Origin of the sequence: Micromonospora musae, assembly GCF_003626545.1 — a bacterium.
Taxonomy (GTDB): domain Bacteria; phylum Actinomycetota; class Actinomycetes; order Mycobacteriales; family Micromonosporaceae; genus Micromonospora; species Micromonospora musae.
This window is the reverse complement of record NZ_RAZS01000010.1, coordinates 143,517-158,105: the sequence shown is the minus strand read 5'-3', so window position 1 is coordinate 158,105 and position 14,589 is coordinate 143,517. Positions and strand designations below refer to the sequence as shown.

The 14,589-nt window shown below is 72.5% G+C and carries 14 protein-coding genes and 2 tRNA genes; 8 read left to right on the top strand and 8 right to left on the bottom strand.

The window, feature by feature from the left end; all coding sequences use genetic code 11:
- Nucleotides 1-182 precede the first annotated feature (182 nt).
- The 8 genes from D7147_RS25105 (at nt 183) to D7147_RS25070 (ending at nt 6,955) form a co-directional block, all read left to right on the top strand.
- On the top strand, nt 183-1,673 hold the full coding sequence (locus D7147_RS25105) for a DHA2 family efflux MFS transporter permease subunit (RefSeq protein WP_120682014.1): 1,491 nt from the start codon (nt 183-185) through the stop codon (nt 1,671-1,673).
- 195 nt (nt 1,674-1,868) lie between these two features.
- A complete protein-coding gene (locus D7147_RS25100; RefSeq protein ID WP_120681862.1) occupies nt 1,869-2,150 on the top strand; it encodes an FmdB family zinc ribbon protein in 282 nt (93 codons plus the stop codon).
- 90 nt (nt 2,151-2,240) lie between these two features.
- Nucleotides 2,241-3,494: a formamidase gene (fmdA, locus tag D7147_RS25095; RefSeq protein ID WP_120681860.1), complete on the top strand. Its 1,254-nt coding sequence runs from the start codon at nt 2,241-2,243 to the stop codon at nt 3,492-3,494.
- A gap of 225 nt (nt 3,495-3,719) precedes the next feature.
- Complete coding sequence (locus D7147_RS33590; RefSeq protein ID WP_120681858.1) at nt 3,720-4,103, top strand: UBP-type zinc finger domain-containing protein; 384 nt, start codon at nt 3,720-3,722, stop codon at nt 4,101-4,103.
- 221 nt (nt 4,104-4,324) lie between these two features.
- Nucleotides 4,325-4,708: a nuclear transport factor 2 family protein gene (locus D7147_RS25085; protein WP_199734261.1), complete on the top strand. Its 384-nt coding sequence runs from the start codon at nt 4,325-4,327 to the stop codon at nt 4,706-4,708.
- A gap of 16 nt (nt 4,709-4,724) precedes the next feature.
- Nucleotides 4,725-5,279: a carboxymuconolactone decarboxylase family protein gene (locus D7147_RS25080; RefSeq protein WP_120681856.1), complete on the top strand. Its 555-nt coding sequence runs from the start codon at nt 4,725-4,727 to the stop codon at nt 5,277-5,279.
- Nucleotides 5,280-5,323: 44 nt separating this feature from the next.
- On the top strand, nt 5,324-5,902 hold the full coding sequence (locus tag D7147_RS25075) for a TetR/AcrR family transcriptional regulator (RefSeq protein WP_120681854.1): 579 nt from the start codon (nt 5,324-5,326) through the stop codon (nt 5,900-5,902).
- An 87-nt stretch (nt 5,903-5,989) separates the two neighbouring features.
- Nucleotides 5,990-6,955: a GNAT family N-acetyltransferase gene (locus D7147_RS25070; RefSeq protein ID WP_147437444.1), complete on the top strand. Its 966-nt coding sequence runs from the start codon at nt 5,990-5,992 to the stop codon at nt 6,953-6,955.
- Between the two features lie 38 nt (nt 6,956-6,993).
- Here D7147_RS25070 and D7147_RS25065 read toward each other — a convergent pair whose 3' ends face one another.
- The 8 genes from D7147_RS25065 to D7147_RS25030 all read right to left on the bottom strand — a co-directional run bounded on the left by D7147_RS25065 (nt 6,994) and on the right by D7147_RS25030 (nt 14,589).
- Nucleotides 6,994-8,193: an RtcB family protein gene (locus D7147_RS25065; protein ID WP_120681850.1), complete on the bottom strand. Its 1,200-nt coding sequence runs from the start codon at nt 8,191-8,193 to the stop codon at nt 6,994-6,996.
- 34 nt (nt 8,194-8,227) lie between these two features.
- Nucleotides 8,228-8,301: transfer RNA gene (locus D7147_RS25060), tRNA-Gly, on the bottom strand.
- 29 nt (nt 8,302-8,330) lie between these two features.
- Nucleotides 8,331-8,402, bottom strand: a tRNA-Glu gene (locus D7147_RS25055).
- 358 nt (nt 8,403-8,760) lie between these two features.
- Nucleotides 8,761-9,267, bottom strand: a complete 507-nt coding sequence (locus D7147_RS25050; protein WP_120681848.1) for a DinB family protein — start codon at nt 9,265-9,267, stop codon at nt 8,761-8,763.
- A 94-nt stretch (nt 9,268-9,361) separates the two neighbouring features.
- Entirely contained in the window at nt 9,362-10,237 is an 876-nt protein-coding gene (locus D7147_RS25045; protein ID WP_120681846.1) for a M15 family metallopeptidase, read from the bottom strand.
- A 12-nt stretch (nt 10,238-10,249) separates the two neighbouring features.
- On the bottom strand, nt 10,250-11,248 hold the full coding sequence (locus D7147_RS25040) for an acetylxylan esterase (protein WP_120681844.1): 999 nt from the start codon (nt 11,246-11,248) through the stop codon (nt 10,250-10,252).
- A 6-nt stretch (nt 11,249-11,254) separates the two neighbouring features.
- Nucleotides 11,255-13,633 (bottom strand): beta-xylosidase/alpha-l-arabinosidase, encoded by a 2,379-nt coding sequence (locus tag D7147_RS25035; protein WP_233563410.1) that lies wholly within the window; start codon nt 13,631-13,633, stop codon nt 11,255-11,257.
- A gap of 95 nt (nt 13,634-13,728) precedes the next feature.
- Nucleotides 13,729-14,589, bottom strand: a complete 861-nt coding sequence (locus tag D7147_RS25030) for a carbohydrate ABC transporter permease (protein ID WP_199734260.1) — start codon at nt 14,587-14,589, stop codon at nt 13,729-13,731.

Below are 14,589 nucleotides of genomic sequence, written 5' to 3'. Positions count from 1 at the left end.
GCGCGGCCCGGATTCCGCCGACTAGCGTCGGACGCGAACGTGTTTCGCGGAGGGTGGGGAAGGCGGAGCCGGCAGCCGGACGCCAGCCCGTCGAGGACCTGATGTCGACCGCCGCCGGTCGCCCGAAGCACGACCATCCCGACGCGCAGAGCCGGTACCGAGTCCGCACGGAAGGCTTCGCCATGCCCGGAACGACCTCGATGAGCCCTGGCGCGTCCGGCGCCGGGGCGGAGACCGGCGGGCACCCGCAGCGCTGGGCCGCGCTGGCGGTCATCGCCATCGCCCAGTTGATGGTGGTGCTGGACGCCACCATCGTGAACATCGCGCTCCCCCACGCCCAGGCCGATCTGGGCATCACCGACGCCAACCGGCAGTGGGTGGTGACCGCGTACACGCTGGCCTTCGGTGGCCTGCTGCTGCTCGGCGGCCGGATCGCCGACTACTGGGGCCGCAAGCGCGCCTTCATCGTCGGCACGGTGGGGTTCGCGCTCGCCTCTGCCGTCGGCGGCCTCGCCGGTGACGGGGCGATGCTCTTCGGCGCCCGCGCCCTGCAGGGCGCCTTCGGCGCGCTGCTCGCACCGGCCTCGCTGGCGCTGCTCACCGTTCTGTTCACCGAGACCCGGGAACGCGCCAAGGCGTTCGCCGTCTACGGCGCGATCGCCGGTGGCGGCTCGGCCGTCGGCCTCCTGCTCGGCGGCGTGCTCACCGAGTACGCCAGCTGGCGCTGGTGCCTGCTGGTCAACATCCCGGTCGCCGCCGTGGCGCTGATCGCCGCGCTACCGCTGGTGCCGGAGAGCCGGGCACACGGCGACACCCGCTACGACGTACCGGGCGCGCTGGTCGTCACCGCCGGTCTGGTGAGCCTGGTGTACGGCTTCACCCGCGCCGCCGAGGACGGCTGGACCGCCGCCGCCACGCTCACCTTCATCCTGGTCGGCGTGGCGTTGCTCGCCGCGTTCGTGCTGATCGAGCTGCGTACCAGGAATCCGCTGCTGCCGATGCGGATCCTGCTGGACCGCAACCGCGGCGGGGCGTACCTGGCCTCCGCGCTGATCGGCGCCGGCCTCTTCGGAGCGTTCCTGTTCCTGACCATCTACCTGCAGACGGTGCTCCGTTACACGCCGCTGGAGGCCGGCCTCGCCTCGCTTCCGGTCACCGCCGGCGTGCTGATCGCCGCGGGCAGCGCCAGCCAGCTGCTGCCGCGCATCGGGGCCAAGCCACTCATGCTCGGCGGCGCGGTCCTCGCGGCGGCGGGCATGGTGGCGCTCACCCAGGTCGACGTCGACACCTCCTTCGTCGCCCTCCTCCTGCCCGCCCAGATCGTCCTCGGCCTCGGGCTCGGCTTCACATTCGTGCCCCTGTCCAGCCTCGCCCTGTACGGGGTGCCCGAGCACGACGCGGGCGCGGCCAGCGCCACGCTCAACGCCACCCAGCAGATCGGCGGGTCGCTCGGCACCGCCCTGCTCAACACGCTGTACACCAGCGCCGTCACCGGCTACCTGGCCACCCGTACGCCCGACCCGATCACCCAGGTCCGGGCGCTGCTGCACGGCTACTCGGTGGCGTTCGCCTGGGCCACCGGGCTGATCCTGCTCGCCGGCCTCACCACCCTGTTCCTGATCCGGGTACGCCGGCAGGACGTCCCCACCGGCGGCCCGGCCCACCTGGGTTGACCCGCTTCGCGCGTCCTCCCCTCGGCAGCGAGCGGTGATCGACCCGGAAACTACGGGGCCGCCGTCACCCAATCGCGTCCGACCTCGCAGGTTGGCCTGCGGCATGGTCGGATGCGTCCGATTCTTGACCTGGCCGGCGCGGTGCCCAGGTTCCGCGCCGGAGGTACGAACGGCGGTGGCGGGCGAGGAGATCACGTGGCGACCTACGAGTACCGGTGTCCGCGTGACGGTGACTTCGAGGTGCGCCTCCCCCTCGGCGAAGCCGGAGCAGCGGTCGACTGCCCCGGCTGCCACGCGCGGGCCACCCGGGTCTGGTCCGCCCCGCGGCTGGCCCGAACGCCCCGTGCGCTCGGCGCGGCCCTCGACGGGGCGGCGCGGAGCGCGGAGACGCCCGAGGTCGTGTCGCGAATCCCGGCGAGGCGGCCCGCGGCGGCCATGCCGGCCCACCCGGCTCACGCTCGGTTGCCCCGGTTGTGACAGAGCCGGCGGCCCCGTAGCCACGGGAGCCCGCCGATCCAGACCGAAGATCACCACCGCGGCGGACGGTGTGACGAAGGGAAGCGGCAGATGCCCGAGGTCATCTTTTCCTTGGACTCGACGAAGAGGTTCACGGAGCAGGAGAAGATCGGACACAACAGGTGGCACCCCGACATCCCGCCCGTGGCCACCGTCAAGCCGGGCTCGACGTTCCGGGTGCACTGCCGGGAGTGGTTCGACGGAGAGATCCACAACGACGACTCCGCGGACGACGTCCGTGATGCGCCGCTCTCCATCGTGCACGCCCTCAGCGGCCCGTTCGCCGTGCAGGGCGCCAAGCCCGGCGACCTGCTGATGGTCGACATCCTCGACGTCGGGCCCATCCCGCAGGAGGACTCCGGCCCGCTCGCCGGGCAGGGCTGGGGGTACACGGGCATCTTCGCCAAGCAGAACGGCGGCGGGTTCCTCACCGACCAGTTCCCCGACGCGTACAAAGCGATCTGGGACTTCAGCGGGCAGCGGGCCACCTCGCGGCACATCCCGGGGGTCTCCTTCACCGGCATGGTCCACCCGGGTCTGATGGGCACGGCGCCCTCCGCCGACCTCCTGGGCAGGTGGAACCGGCGTGAGCAGGCGCTGGCCGAGACCGACCCGGACCGGGTGCCGCCGCTGGCGCTGCCACCGTTGCCGCAGGACGCGGTCCTCGGTTCGCTGACCGGCAACGACTACGAACGGGCGGCCGCGGTGGCGGCGCGGACCGCGCCGCCGCGGGAGAACGGCGGGAACCAGGACATCAAGAACCTCACCAAGGGGTCCCGGATCTTCTATCCGGTCTACGTGCCCGGCGCCAACCTCTCCGTGGGGGACCTGCACTTCTCCCAGGGAGACGGGGAGATCACGTTCTGCGGCGCGATCGAGATGGGCGGCTTCGTCGACCTGCACGTCGACCTGATCAAGGACGGGATGAAGACGTACGGGGTGTCGGAGAACGCGATCTTCCTGCCCGGCAACAACAACCCGCAGTACAGCCAGTGGCTCGCCTTCTCCGGGATCTCGGTGACCCTCGACGGTGAACAGCGTTACCTCGACTCACAGCTGGCGTTCCAGCGCGCCTGCCTGCATGCGATCGACTACCTCACGAAGTTCGGCTACAGCCCGGAGCAGGCGTACCTGATCCTGGGGGCGGCACCCATCGAGGGCCGCTTCTCCGGGGTGGTGGACATCCCGAACTCCTGCGCGACGGTCTACCTCCCCACGGAGATCTTCGACGTCGACGTCCGGCCCTCGGCGGCCGGCCCGACCCGCGTCAAGCAGGGCGCCAAGGCGCCGAAGTCGAGCTTCTGAGCGCGGCGACCCGACCCGGAAGGGTCCGACCGCCCGGATCACTCCACCCTCCCGGCCGAGTCGATCAGGGCCGGCTCGGACCCCCGTCGACCAGGACACACCGCGAGGGGGCGGGCTGGAGGCCGACGTCCCCGAGTGCCAGACTTCGAGGCCGGGCGGTCCGGTGAAGACGTGCGGTTCAGCAGCGACCGACGACCGGAGCCGTGGACGGGGAGGGAAGTCGCTGTGAGTGACCAGTTCGAGCCGGGTGCCGAGTCGGCGGACGCGACCGCGCCGGTCGACCCTGCCGTACCGCCGAGCGGCACCGGCTGCCTGGAGTGCGACTCCTCCGGGGGATGGTGGTTCCACCTGCGTCGCTGCGCGGCCTGCGGTCACATCGGCTGCTGCGACTCGTCGCCGAGCCAGCACGCGACCGCGCACGCCGCCGCGACCGGCCACCCGGTCATCCGGAGCTTCGAGCCCGGTGAGTCGTGGTTCTGGGACTACTCCGAGAATCAGTTCCTCACCGACGGGCCGGAGCTGGCCGAGCCGCAGTCGCACCCGCTCGACCAGCCGGCGCCCGGTCCGCGTGGCCGGGTACCGGAGGACTGGAAGACCCGGCTGCACTGAGTCCCACGTCGCCCGAAGCATCGACTACCGGCGCCGGGAGCGGGAACGCCGAGCGAGCGCCTGACCCAAGTGGCTCCACGTCTCTCGGCGTGGAGCCATTTGCATGACGGCGATCACCCGGTACGCGGTGGTAAGCGGACCCGGGAGTCCGGTACCGTCGGGGACCAGCAACCGGACCCCCTGGTCCGGTACGTCGAGTCGCCCGACGGAAGGAGCTTCGAGTGCCCACCCAGGTGCACCTCAGTGACGCCCTCAACGAGCTCGCCCTGGCGCCGACGCGCGCACTGGACGAAGCCCTGGATGCGTACTACGCGCCCGACTACACCCACCGCAGCGACGGCAGGACGCTCGATCGCGCCGGGTTCGCCCAGATGGTCGCCGGGATGCGCGAGCGGGTCGTCAGCGGCACGGTGACCGTGCTCGACGAGTTCCGGGACGGCTCCGCCTACGCCGAGCGGCACGTCTACGAGATCACGATGGCGGACGGCTCCACCATCCGGCGGGAGATCTCCGTCTTCGGCTCCTACGCCGAGGACGGCCGGTTCCGACACCTCAGCGAGACGGGATTCGACCTCGCGCCGGACGAGACCACCCCGACCGCCTGACCAGATCGGAGACGACATGCCCCGCCTCAGCGATCCCGACCCGAAGAACATCCCCGACGAGGTGCGCGAATTCCTCTCCGCCCTCCCCCCGGACCCGCTGGTCAAGATGCTGAGCCACTCGACCGGCACGGTGAAGCCGTTCATCCAGTTCGCGCGGACGCTCTTCAGCCAGCTGGAACTCTCGGACCGCTCGCGCGAGCTGGTGATCCTGACCGTGGCCGAGCAGACCGACTGCGAGTTCGAGGCGGCCCAGCATCAGCCGATGGCGGCGGCAGCCGGGGTGCCGGAGCGGGTACGGGAGATCATCGCCGCCCGGGAGGTCGAGAGCGCCGAACTCTCGCCGTACGACCGGGCGCTGATCCGGTTCACGGCCGAGGTGGTGCGGCACCCACGCATACCCGACGACCTCTTCGACGAGGTACGACAGTTCCTCAACGAACGCGAGATCGTCGAGGTGCTCCAGGTGATCGGCTACTACTGGGCCTTCGGCCGGGTCTGCACCGTGCTCGACGTCGAGCTCACCAAGGTGTACTCCGACGACACGGTGCTGGCCGACGACTCGGACAGCTGAGTTCGCCCACGGCCGTGCACCACCGCTGAGGCACACTGAGCCTCATGACCTCGCCCGGCAGCAGCCCGAGCCCGACCGGGGCGGAGCCCTCCCATCGGCGCCTCGACGCGCGCCGCAACCACGAGAAGATCATCGCGGCTGCCCGGGAACTCTTCGGCGAACACGGGCTACAGGTCACGGTGCCGCAGGTCGCGGAGCGGGCCGGAGTCGGCCGGGCCACCGTGTACCGCAGCTACCCGAGCAAGGACGATCTGATCCTCGCGCTCGCCCGGGAGCAGCTCCAAGCTCTGGAGCGACTCACGCTCACCGCTCTGGACAGCACCGACGCCTACCAGGGGCTGCGCGACTACGTACCCGAGCTCTTCGAGCGCCTCGCCCACGATCGGGTGCTCGCCACCGTCTTCTTCGAGGCGCGGCTCTCCCCGGCGAGCCACCTGCTGGACCTGGTCGGCCGGCTCGTCGAGGCGGCCATCCCGTCGGGGCGCATCCGCGCGGACGCCGACCAACTCGACGTACGGGTCGTCCTCTGCGGAACGGTCCGGCAACTCATCGCGCTCGACCAGTGGGATCCCGCGCTGTGGCGTCGCTACGGCGAGATGGTGCTCAACGCGTTCCACCCCTGAACATCCCGGTCCGCGGCACCGGCGGCCCCGGCACCGTGGCAAAGATCATTGCTCGGCCGGCGGGAAGGTCGGGTAGCTTCCGACCACGTGACAGCACCGAACGCGCAGGTGGCGGCCACGATCCGCGTGATGCGCCAGGACGATCTCACCGCCGCCGCCGACCTGCTGGTCCTCAGTGCGGGCGACGACAAGCGGCACCGGCTGCTGGAGCGGCTGGCCAGCACGGAGCCCGACGAGATCCACCACGCCCTCGTCGCCGAGCGCTCCGGCGTGATCGTCGGCGCCGGAAAGATCATCGCCGAGCCGGCCTGGCCGGGCACCGTGGCCGCGCTGGTGGCCGTCGCCCCGCACGAGCGCGGACGCGGGATCGGCACCGCGCTCGCGGACGAGCTGGCCGCCTGGGCGCGGGGCAACCTGGGGCCGCGGCACCTGGTGACCAGCACGCTCCGGGACGACCTGGAGCGCGGCCGGGAATTCGCCGCACGGTACGGCCTGACCGTCACCCACCACAGCGTCGGCTGGCGGTTCGACCTGGCCGGGCGCGCCGACGAGCTGGCGGAGCGCGCCGCGCGCAGCGCGGAGACCGCGGGAGTACGCGTCCGCGTCGCCGACTTCCGGGCCGAGGAGGCGGTGGTCCTCGACTGCATCACCCGCAGCCTGCCCGGCCTGCCGGTACCCGGCGCCGAGGATCAGGACGTCGACGTCTCGCAGGCCCACCGGCTCTTCACCGACGACGCGGTCGTGCTGCTGGCCGAACCCCGTGACGAACCCGGTGGCCCGCCGTGCGGGCTGACCATCGTCACACCCCAGTCCGACGGCGGCGACTGGTACACGGTCTACACCGGCGTGGTGGTCGATCACCGCGGCCGGGGAGTGGCGATCGCCCTGAAGGCCGCCGCCCTCCTGGAGACCCACCGGCGGGGCGCGACCGCGGTGAGCACGCACAACGACGACGGCAACGAGGCGATCCTGCGCGCGAACCGGGCGTTCGGGATGCAGCCGAGCGTCGGCTACTGGAGCCTCGCCCGCCGGGACGACCCCAGCCACGACTGACGCCGGAGCGGGTGGCGGCCCAACGGCCGCCACCCGCCTCAACCCTTCACGCAGACCACCTGCTTGAGGTGCGCGACCACCTCGACCAGGTCCTCCTGCCGGGCCATCACCTCGGTGATGTCCTTGTACGCGCCGGGGATCTCGTCCACCACCCCGGCGTCCTTGCGGCACTCCACGCCCGCCGTCTGCGCCGCGAGGTCGTCGGTGCCGAAGGTGCGCTTCGCCTGCGCCCGCGACATCCGCCGCCCCGCCCCGTGCGACGCCGAGCAGTACGCGTCCGGGTTGCCCTTGCCCCGCACGATGTACGACCCGGTGCCCATCGAGCCCGGAATGATGCCCAGGTCTCCCTGGCCGGCCCGGATCGCGCCCTTGCGGGTCACCAGCACGTCCACCCCGCCGTAGCTCTCCTCCGCCACGTAGTTGTGGTGGCAGGAGATCGGCTCGTCGTAGCGCACCTGCGGGAACCGGTCCCGCACCACGTTGCAGAAGACCGCCAGCATCACGGCCCGGTTGCGCCGCGCGTACTCCTGCGCCCACCACAGGTCCCGGCGGTAAGCCTGCATCTCCGGCGTGCCGGCGAGGAAGACCGCGAGGTCCCGGTCGGGCAGGTCGGCGTTGTGCGGCAGCCCGCGCGCGACCCCGATGTGCCGCTCCGCCAGCTCCTTGCCGATGTTGCGGGACCCGGAGTGCAGCATCAGCCACACCCGCCCCTCGTCGGCACCGCCCTGCTCGAGGCAGACCTCGATGAAGTGGTTACCGCCGCCGAGCGTGCCGAGCTGCCGCTGCGCGCGTACCTCCAGCTGCGCCACCCGGCGGTCGAGGTCCGCGAAGCGCCGCCAGAACTCGTCCCAGCCGTGCTGCTCCAGGCCGCGTACCCGGCGCGGATCGACGGCCTTCTCCCGCTGCGCGAAGCCGACCGGAATCGCCGCCTCGATCGCCGAACGCAGACCCGCGAGGTCGTCCGGCAGGTCGTCCGCGGTGAGCGAGGTACGCACGGCCGACATCCCGCAGCCGATGTCCACACCGACCGCCGCCGGCGAGACGGCCTGCCGCATCGCGATCACCGAACCGATCGTGGCGCCCTTGCCGAAGTGGACGTCCGGCATCACCGCGACGCCCTCCACCCAGGGCAGCGCCCCGATGTTGCGCAGCTGCTTCGCCGCCTGCGGCTCGATGCCGTACGGGTCGGTCCAGACCCGTACCGGGGCTCGGGTGCCGGCCAGCGTGTGGAAACCCATCGTCGTCTCCTCGTCTCGTTCTCGATCGTCTCGGAGCGGCTGGCCGGATTCGAACCGGCGACCTTCACCATGGCGAGGTGACGCGCTGCCAGGCTGCGCTACAACCGCGTTACCGTCCGGCGCCGCGCGCCGGAACGTAGGCCGTACGGGATTCGAACCCGTGACCTCCCGGGTGAGAACCGGGTGAGCTTCCGCTGCTCCAACGGCCCGTGCCGGACGGGTGACCCCCCGACCCGCCCGGTGCCGGGGCCACGGACGAAAAAACCGCCCGGACCCCGGCGGGGTGGGCGGCTGCGTGTGTGCGCGGGCGCGTCAGTCGCGCCGCCGCCTACCCCGATACCGGCCCCCCACGAACCGGCCCCGACCCAGGGATTCCTCGCCTGTGGTCAGCCACGCACCGCCCTGCGGCACGGGCCGCACGGCTCGGGTGTTGGTGCGTTGCGACACGGCGTACTCCCTGGTGAATCGCTCGGTTGACCTTGCGGGAACGACGGTATGCGGACCGTGCGCGGGCCGCAATCGGTATTACCGACCACCGTCGCGGCGTGGTCCTGATCCGCGTCGACGTCAGGCGCCGACGGTGCCGTCGACCGCCTCACGCAGCAGGTCGGCGTGCCCGTTGTGGCGCGCGTACTCGTGGATGAGGTGCAGCATCACCAGCCGCAGCGACACGTCCTCACCCCAGCGGACGTTGTGGGCGGTGACGTCCAGCGACTCCGCGGCCCGCTCGATCCGCCGGGAGTGCTCGACCTCCCGCTGCCAGGCGCCGAACGCCTCCGCCCGGCTCGACGAACTGGCGTCGTACGCGACCTGGTAGTCGCCGCTCTCCGACCAGACCAGCGGGATCTCCTCGGCGTTGATCACCTTCCGGAACCAGGTCCGCTCGACCTCGGCCATGTGCCGGACCAGCCCGAGCAGGGAGAGCGTCGACGGTGGCGACGACTGCCGGCGCAGCTCCTCGTCGCTGAGCCCGTCGCACTTCATGGCCAGCGTCGCCCGGTGGTAGTCGAGGTACGCCCGCAGCGTCTCCCGCTCCCCGCCGGTCAACGGCGGCCCGATCCGCTCCGTGGTCACTGTCGTCCCCTCTCCCGGCCGGCGACGGCGAGGCGTGGGCGCCGCCGGCGCCGCGCGCCAGGAAGGGATCATGCCGGATCCGCAGACGGGCCGGTCACCCGACCGACGAGCGGGCCACCGGGGCGTCGAAGAAGGTGTCCGGGTAGGGCTCGTCCTCGTACCGGTAGTGCCACCACTCGCCGGGGTAGTTGACGAACCCGGCGTCGGTCATCAACCGTTCGAGCAGCCTGCGGTTCTCCCGGGCCGGGCCGCTGACACCCGGGGCGGCCGTGTGCGCCGACGGGTCGAAGCAGTCGAAGCCGGTGCCCATGTCGATGCTGGCGTCCGGGAAACGCTGGGCGCGCGGCGCGGTGCAGGAGACCAACGGCCGGCCGGGCGCGAACGGCGGCTCGCTGGCGGCCGTCGCGGGGACCAGAGTCAGGTCCATCGTGCTGCCCCGGCTGTGTGCGGTCGGCGCGCCGATGTATCCCTGCGCGAAGAGCTTCGACTTCTCGACGTGCGGGTAGAACTCGGCCTTCGTCTGCTGCTCGCCGGGCCGCTTGGACCACGCCACGAAGTCGTCCACGGCCGGCACCGGCCGGTAGCAGTCGTACACCTTGAGGCTGTGCCCACCGGTCAGGGCGGCGTCCTGCACCCGGCGCAGGGCCTCCGCCGCCTGCCGGGTGAGCAGGCACAGCGGCTCCTGGTAGCCGGTGATCGGCCGTCCGACGAAGTTGTGCGCGGTGGCGTACCGGATGTCGGTGCGGATGCGTGGATCGACGTCGCCGAGCACCACGAAACCGGGCAGCCGCGGCCGGCCGGTGCTGGACGGGGAGGGCGGGCCGCTCGGCGACGGCTGCGGAACCGGGGGTGTCGGCGCGGGCCGCGGCTCCGGCCGCGAGCAGCCGGCGGGCAGCATCCCGACCAGGAGCAGCGCGGCGGTGAGCCGAGCCGTCGCCGCCCCGACCCGCCCCGCAGCCGACCTGCCCATCCGTCCTGTCTATCAGTCGCCGCCGGCCTCCGGTGCCGGGTCGGCGTCAGCCGCCAGGTGCGTGCCGAGGAACCGCAGCGCCGCCGCGTCGTCCTCGATCCCGCCCGCCTCGTGACCGTTGTAGCGCCACAGTGACAGCTCGGTCGGCCCGGCGTGCGCGTTGACGGCGGCGAAGACCGTCGACGGCGGCACGATCTCGTCCATCAGCGCCACCGAGTACCGCGCCGGGAGGCGGCAGCGGCGGGCGAAGTTCACCCCGTCGACGTACGCCAGGGTCGTCAGCACCCGCTCCTCGGCGTCGCGGTGGACGGCCAGGTAGTCGCGCACCTCCCGGTACGGTCGGGCGTCGGTGACCACGATGGCGCGGGGGATGTCGCAGAGGAACGGCACCCCGGCGACGACCGCCCGCAGGTCGGGCACGAGCGCGCCGGCCGCGAGCGCCAGCGCACCGCCCTGGCTGTGCCCGAGCACCGCGATCCGCTCCGGGTCGACCGCCGGCAGGGTCCGGGCCGCGTCCACCGCCCGGACCGCGTCGGTGATCAGACGCCGGTAGTAGTACGTGCCCGGCTCGGCGATGCCCCGGGTCATCACCCCGGGGGCCTCCGGTCCCGCCTCGGCGGGGTCGGGGGTCGCGCCCCGGCTCCACCCGGCGCCCTGCCCTCGGGTGTCCATCTGCAGGTGCGCGTACCCGGCCGCCGCCCAGAGCAGGTTCTCCAGCGGGTGGCCCCGCCCGCCGCCGTAGCCGGCGTACTGCACGACGGTCGGCAGGGGCGTCCCGGCGTCGCCGGGCACCCGCAACCAGGCGCGGACGGGCTGGCCGGCGAAGCCGGGAAAGGTCACGTCGTACACGTCGATGCCGGCCAGCCCGGTCGGCACCGGCTCGACCCGCAGGGCGAGGTCGGCCGACCGGGCCTCGGCGAGGGTGGCGGCCCAGAACCCGTCGAAGTCCTCCGGGTCCCGTACGCCGCTGCGGTAGCCGCGCAGCTGCTCCTCGGGCAGGTCGGTGTACACGCCAGGTCAGCCCTCGACCGGGGTGGCCGTGAACTCGGGGTGCAGCCGCCGGGTGTGGTCGACGTACCGGACCGGGCCGCGCAGCTCGACCGGGGCGACCAGGCGCGCGTCGGTGCTCGACGCGGCCAGCCGCAGCTCCAGCTCGCCCGGCTCGACGATCCGCCGCCCGTCCTTCCCGGTGAAGGAGAAGAGGTCGGCCGGCACGGTCAGCTCGATGCGGCAGGCCGCGCCGGGGTCGAGCCGCACCCGTTGGTAGCCGATCAGCCGCTGCACCGGCTGCACCACCGAGGCGACCGGGTCGTGCGCGTACAACTGGACGACCTCGCTGCCCCACCGCTCGCCGGTGTTGCGCAGCGTGAAGCTCAGCCGCAGCTCGCCGTCGGTCTGCGCCACCCGCTGCTCGACGGTCAGCGCGGACCAGTCGAACCGGGTGTAGCTGAGCCCGTGGCCGAATCCGTACGCCGGGGTCGGGTCGACGTTGGAGACGTCGCTGAGCTGGCCGAGTCGAGCGGTCAGGTACGTCCCGGGCTGCCCACCCGGCCGGCGCGGCACCCCGATCGGCAGCCGCCCCTGCGGTTCGACCCGGCCGCTGAGCACCCCGGCGATCGCCGCCGGACCCTCCTCGCCGGGGAAGAAGGACTGCACGATGGCGGCGGCCTCGTCGATCGCGCGACCCAGCGCGTACGGGCGACCGGCGATCATGGTGACGATCACGGGTGTCCCGGTGTCGAGCAGAGCGTCGAGCAGCTGCTGCTGCACACCGGGCAGGGCCAGCGACTCGGCGTCGCAGCCCTCGCCGCTGGTGCCCCGGCCGAAGAGTCCGGCCCGGTCGCCGAGCGCGGCGATCACGACGTCCGCGCCCCGGGCCACCTCGGCGGCCGCCGCGAAGCCGTCGGTCTCCGGGCCGTCGACGCCGGCGCCGGCGGCCACCACCACCTCGCTTGCCGGGAACTCGGCGCGCAGCGCCGCGACCAGCGTGGGCAGTTCGATCCCGAGCGGCACCTCCGGGTGCTTGGCGCCGACGTGCACGGGGAACGAGTAGCAGCCGAGCACCGAGAGGGCGTTCTCCGCCTGCGGGCCGACGACCGCGATCCGGGCCGGCGCGGCCAGCGGCAGGACGTCCGCGTTGCGCAGCAGGACGACCGCCTCCTCGGCCACCTGCCGGGCCAGCGCCCGGTTGGCCGGCGGGTCCAGGTCTACGCTGCCGCGCACCGCCGCCGGGTCGTCGAGCTCGACGCCGTCCAGGGCGGGCGGCACCGGGCTCCAGCCGGCGTCCAGCAGTCCGAGCTGGGCCTTCTGCAACAGCACCCGGCGCAGCGCCCGGTCGATCAGCGTTTCGGGCACCGTGCCGGCGGCGAGCGCCGCGCGCAGCGGCTCGCCGAACGTCTTGACGGTGGGCAGCTCGACGTCCACCCCGGCGGCGAGGGCGACGCCGGCGGCCTCACCCCAGCTGCCGGCCACCCCGTGCAGGGTGTGCAGGAACGCGATCCCGAAGTAGTCGGCGACGACCGTGCCGGTGAAGCCCCAGGTTTCCCGGAGCAGACCGGTGAGCAGCTGCTCGTCGGCGGCCGACGGCATCCCGTCGGTGTCGGTGTAGGCGTGCATCACCGAACGGACGCCGCTCTCGCGTACCGCCATCTCGAACGGCGGCAGCATGACGTCGGCGCGCTCGCGCGGGCCCATGCCGACCGGGGCGTGGTTGCGACCGGCCCGGGAGGCGGAGTAGCCGACGAAGTGCTTCAGGGTGGCGACCACGCCCGCCGACTCCAGTCCCTGGATGTACGCGGTGGCGACCGTCCCCACCAGGTACGGGTCCTCACCGACGGTCTCCTCGACCCGACCCCAGCGGGCGTCGCGGACCACGTCGAGCACCGGCGCGAGCCCCTGGTGCACGCCGAGCCGGTGCAGGTCGACGCCGATGGCCGTGGCCATCCGCCGGATCAGCGCCGGATCGAAGGTCGCTCCCCAGGAGAGCGGCACCGGGTACGCGGTGGCGCCCCAGGTGGCGAAGCCGGCGAGGCACTCCTCGTGCGCGAGAGCCGGAATGCCGAACCGGTTCGTCCCGGCGATCCGCTGCTGGGTACGCAGCAGCGAGAGCGCGCCGAGCGCCGGGTCCACCGGGGCCGTGCCGAACGGCCGGGTGAGCTGCCCGAGGCCGGTCGGCAGCAGCGCGTCGAGGTCGACCGGCTCCTCCATCTCGTGCTGGTACGGAGCGACCTCACCGCCGTCGGCGGAGGCGCCCACCCAGACGCCGTAGAGCTGGGCCACCTTCTCCGGCAGGGTCATCTCGGCGATCAGGGCGTCGACGCGGGTGGGCAGGTCGTAGGAGGGGTCGTTCCAGATGGCGGTGCTCGGTTCGATGTCCACGGTCACGTTGTCGGTCACTTTCCTCCGACGCCCATCGGCCCGGGCAGCGCCCGGTGGGCATACAGGTAAACGGTCATCTGTGTCTCGTCTTCCGCGGCTCGCGGGGCTGCTGTTCAGCCCTTGACCGCGCCTTGCAGACCGCCGACGATCTGCTTCTCGGCGAAGGTGAAGAAGAGGAGTGCCGGCAGCATCGCCAGCGAGGTGAAGGCGAGGATTCCGGCCGTGTCGGAGGTGTACTGGCTCGAGAAGTTCTGCACGCCCAGCGGCAGGGTGTGCAGGTCGGCGTCGGCGAGGACGAGCAGCGGCAGCAGGAACGCGTTCCAGCTGGCCACGAATGCGAGGACCCCGACGGTGACGAGCGCGGGACGCGACAGCGGCAGCAGGATGCGCCAGAGGAAGCCCAGCCGGCCGGCACCGTCGATGGCGGCGGCGTCTTCCAGTTCGCGGGGGACGGCGGCGAGGAAGGGGCGCAGGATGACGATGGTGAGGGGCAGTGCGAAGGCGATCTGCGGGAGGATCACCGCGTAGTAGGAGTTGATGAGGGTCAGGTCGCGCAGCATCAGGTACAGCGGCAGGATCGCTGCGCCGGAGGGAAAGAGCAGGCCGAGGGTGAAGAAGGTGTAGAGGCCCTCGCGGCCGCGGAAGGTGTATCGGGCGAGCACGAACGCCGCGCAGACGCCGAGCACCACGACACCGATGGTGGTGCCCAGCGCGATCACCGCGCTGTTGAGCGCCTGCTTCCAGAAGTCGCTCTGCGTCAGCACTCTGGCGTAGTTGTCCCAGACCCACGGGTCGGGCAAACCCGCCGGGTCCGCGACGATCTGCGGGGTGGTGCGGAAGCCGCCGATGATCACGTAGACCACCGGGGCGATCGACACGGCCGCGACCGCGAGTGCCAGCGCGTAGGTGAGGGGGGTGCTCCACGCCACCGGGCGTCGGGTCACCGACGGGGACGGGACTGGGCCAGCGGTCAC

Bases quoted from the DNA above. Each gene is read 5' to 3' on its own strand.
- D7147_RS25105 (WP_120682014.1), top strand. From the start codon at position 183: ATGCCCGGAACGACCTCGATGAGCCCTGGCGCGTCCGGCGCCGGGGCG.
- fmdA (WP_120681860.1), top strand. From the start codon at position 2,241: ATGCCCGAGGTCATCTTTTCCTTGGACTCGACGAAGAGGTTCACGGAG.
- D7147_RS25080 (WP_120681856.1), top strand. From the start codon at position 4,725: ATGCCCCGCCTCAGCGATCCCGACCCGAAGAACATCCCCGACGAGGTG.
- D7147_RS25075 (WP_120681854.1), top strand. From the start codon at position 5,324: ATGACCTCGCCCGGCAGCAGCCCGAGCCCGACCGGGGCGGAGCCCTCC.
- D7147_RS25065 (WP_120681850.1), bottom strand. From the start codon at position 8,193: ATGGGTTTCCACACGCTGGCCGGCACCCGAGCCCCGGTACGGGTCTGG.
- D7147_RS25045 (WP_120681846.1), bottom strand. From the start codon at position 10,237: ATGGGCAGGTCGGCTGCGGGGCGGGTCGGGGCGGCGACGGCTCGGCTC.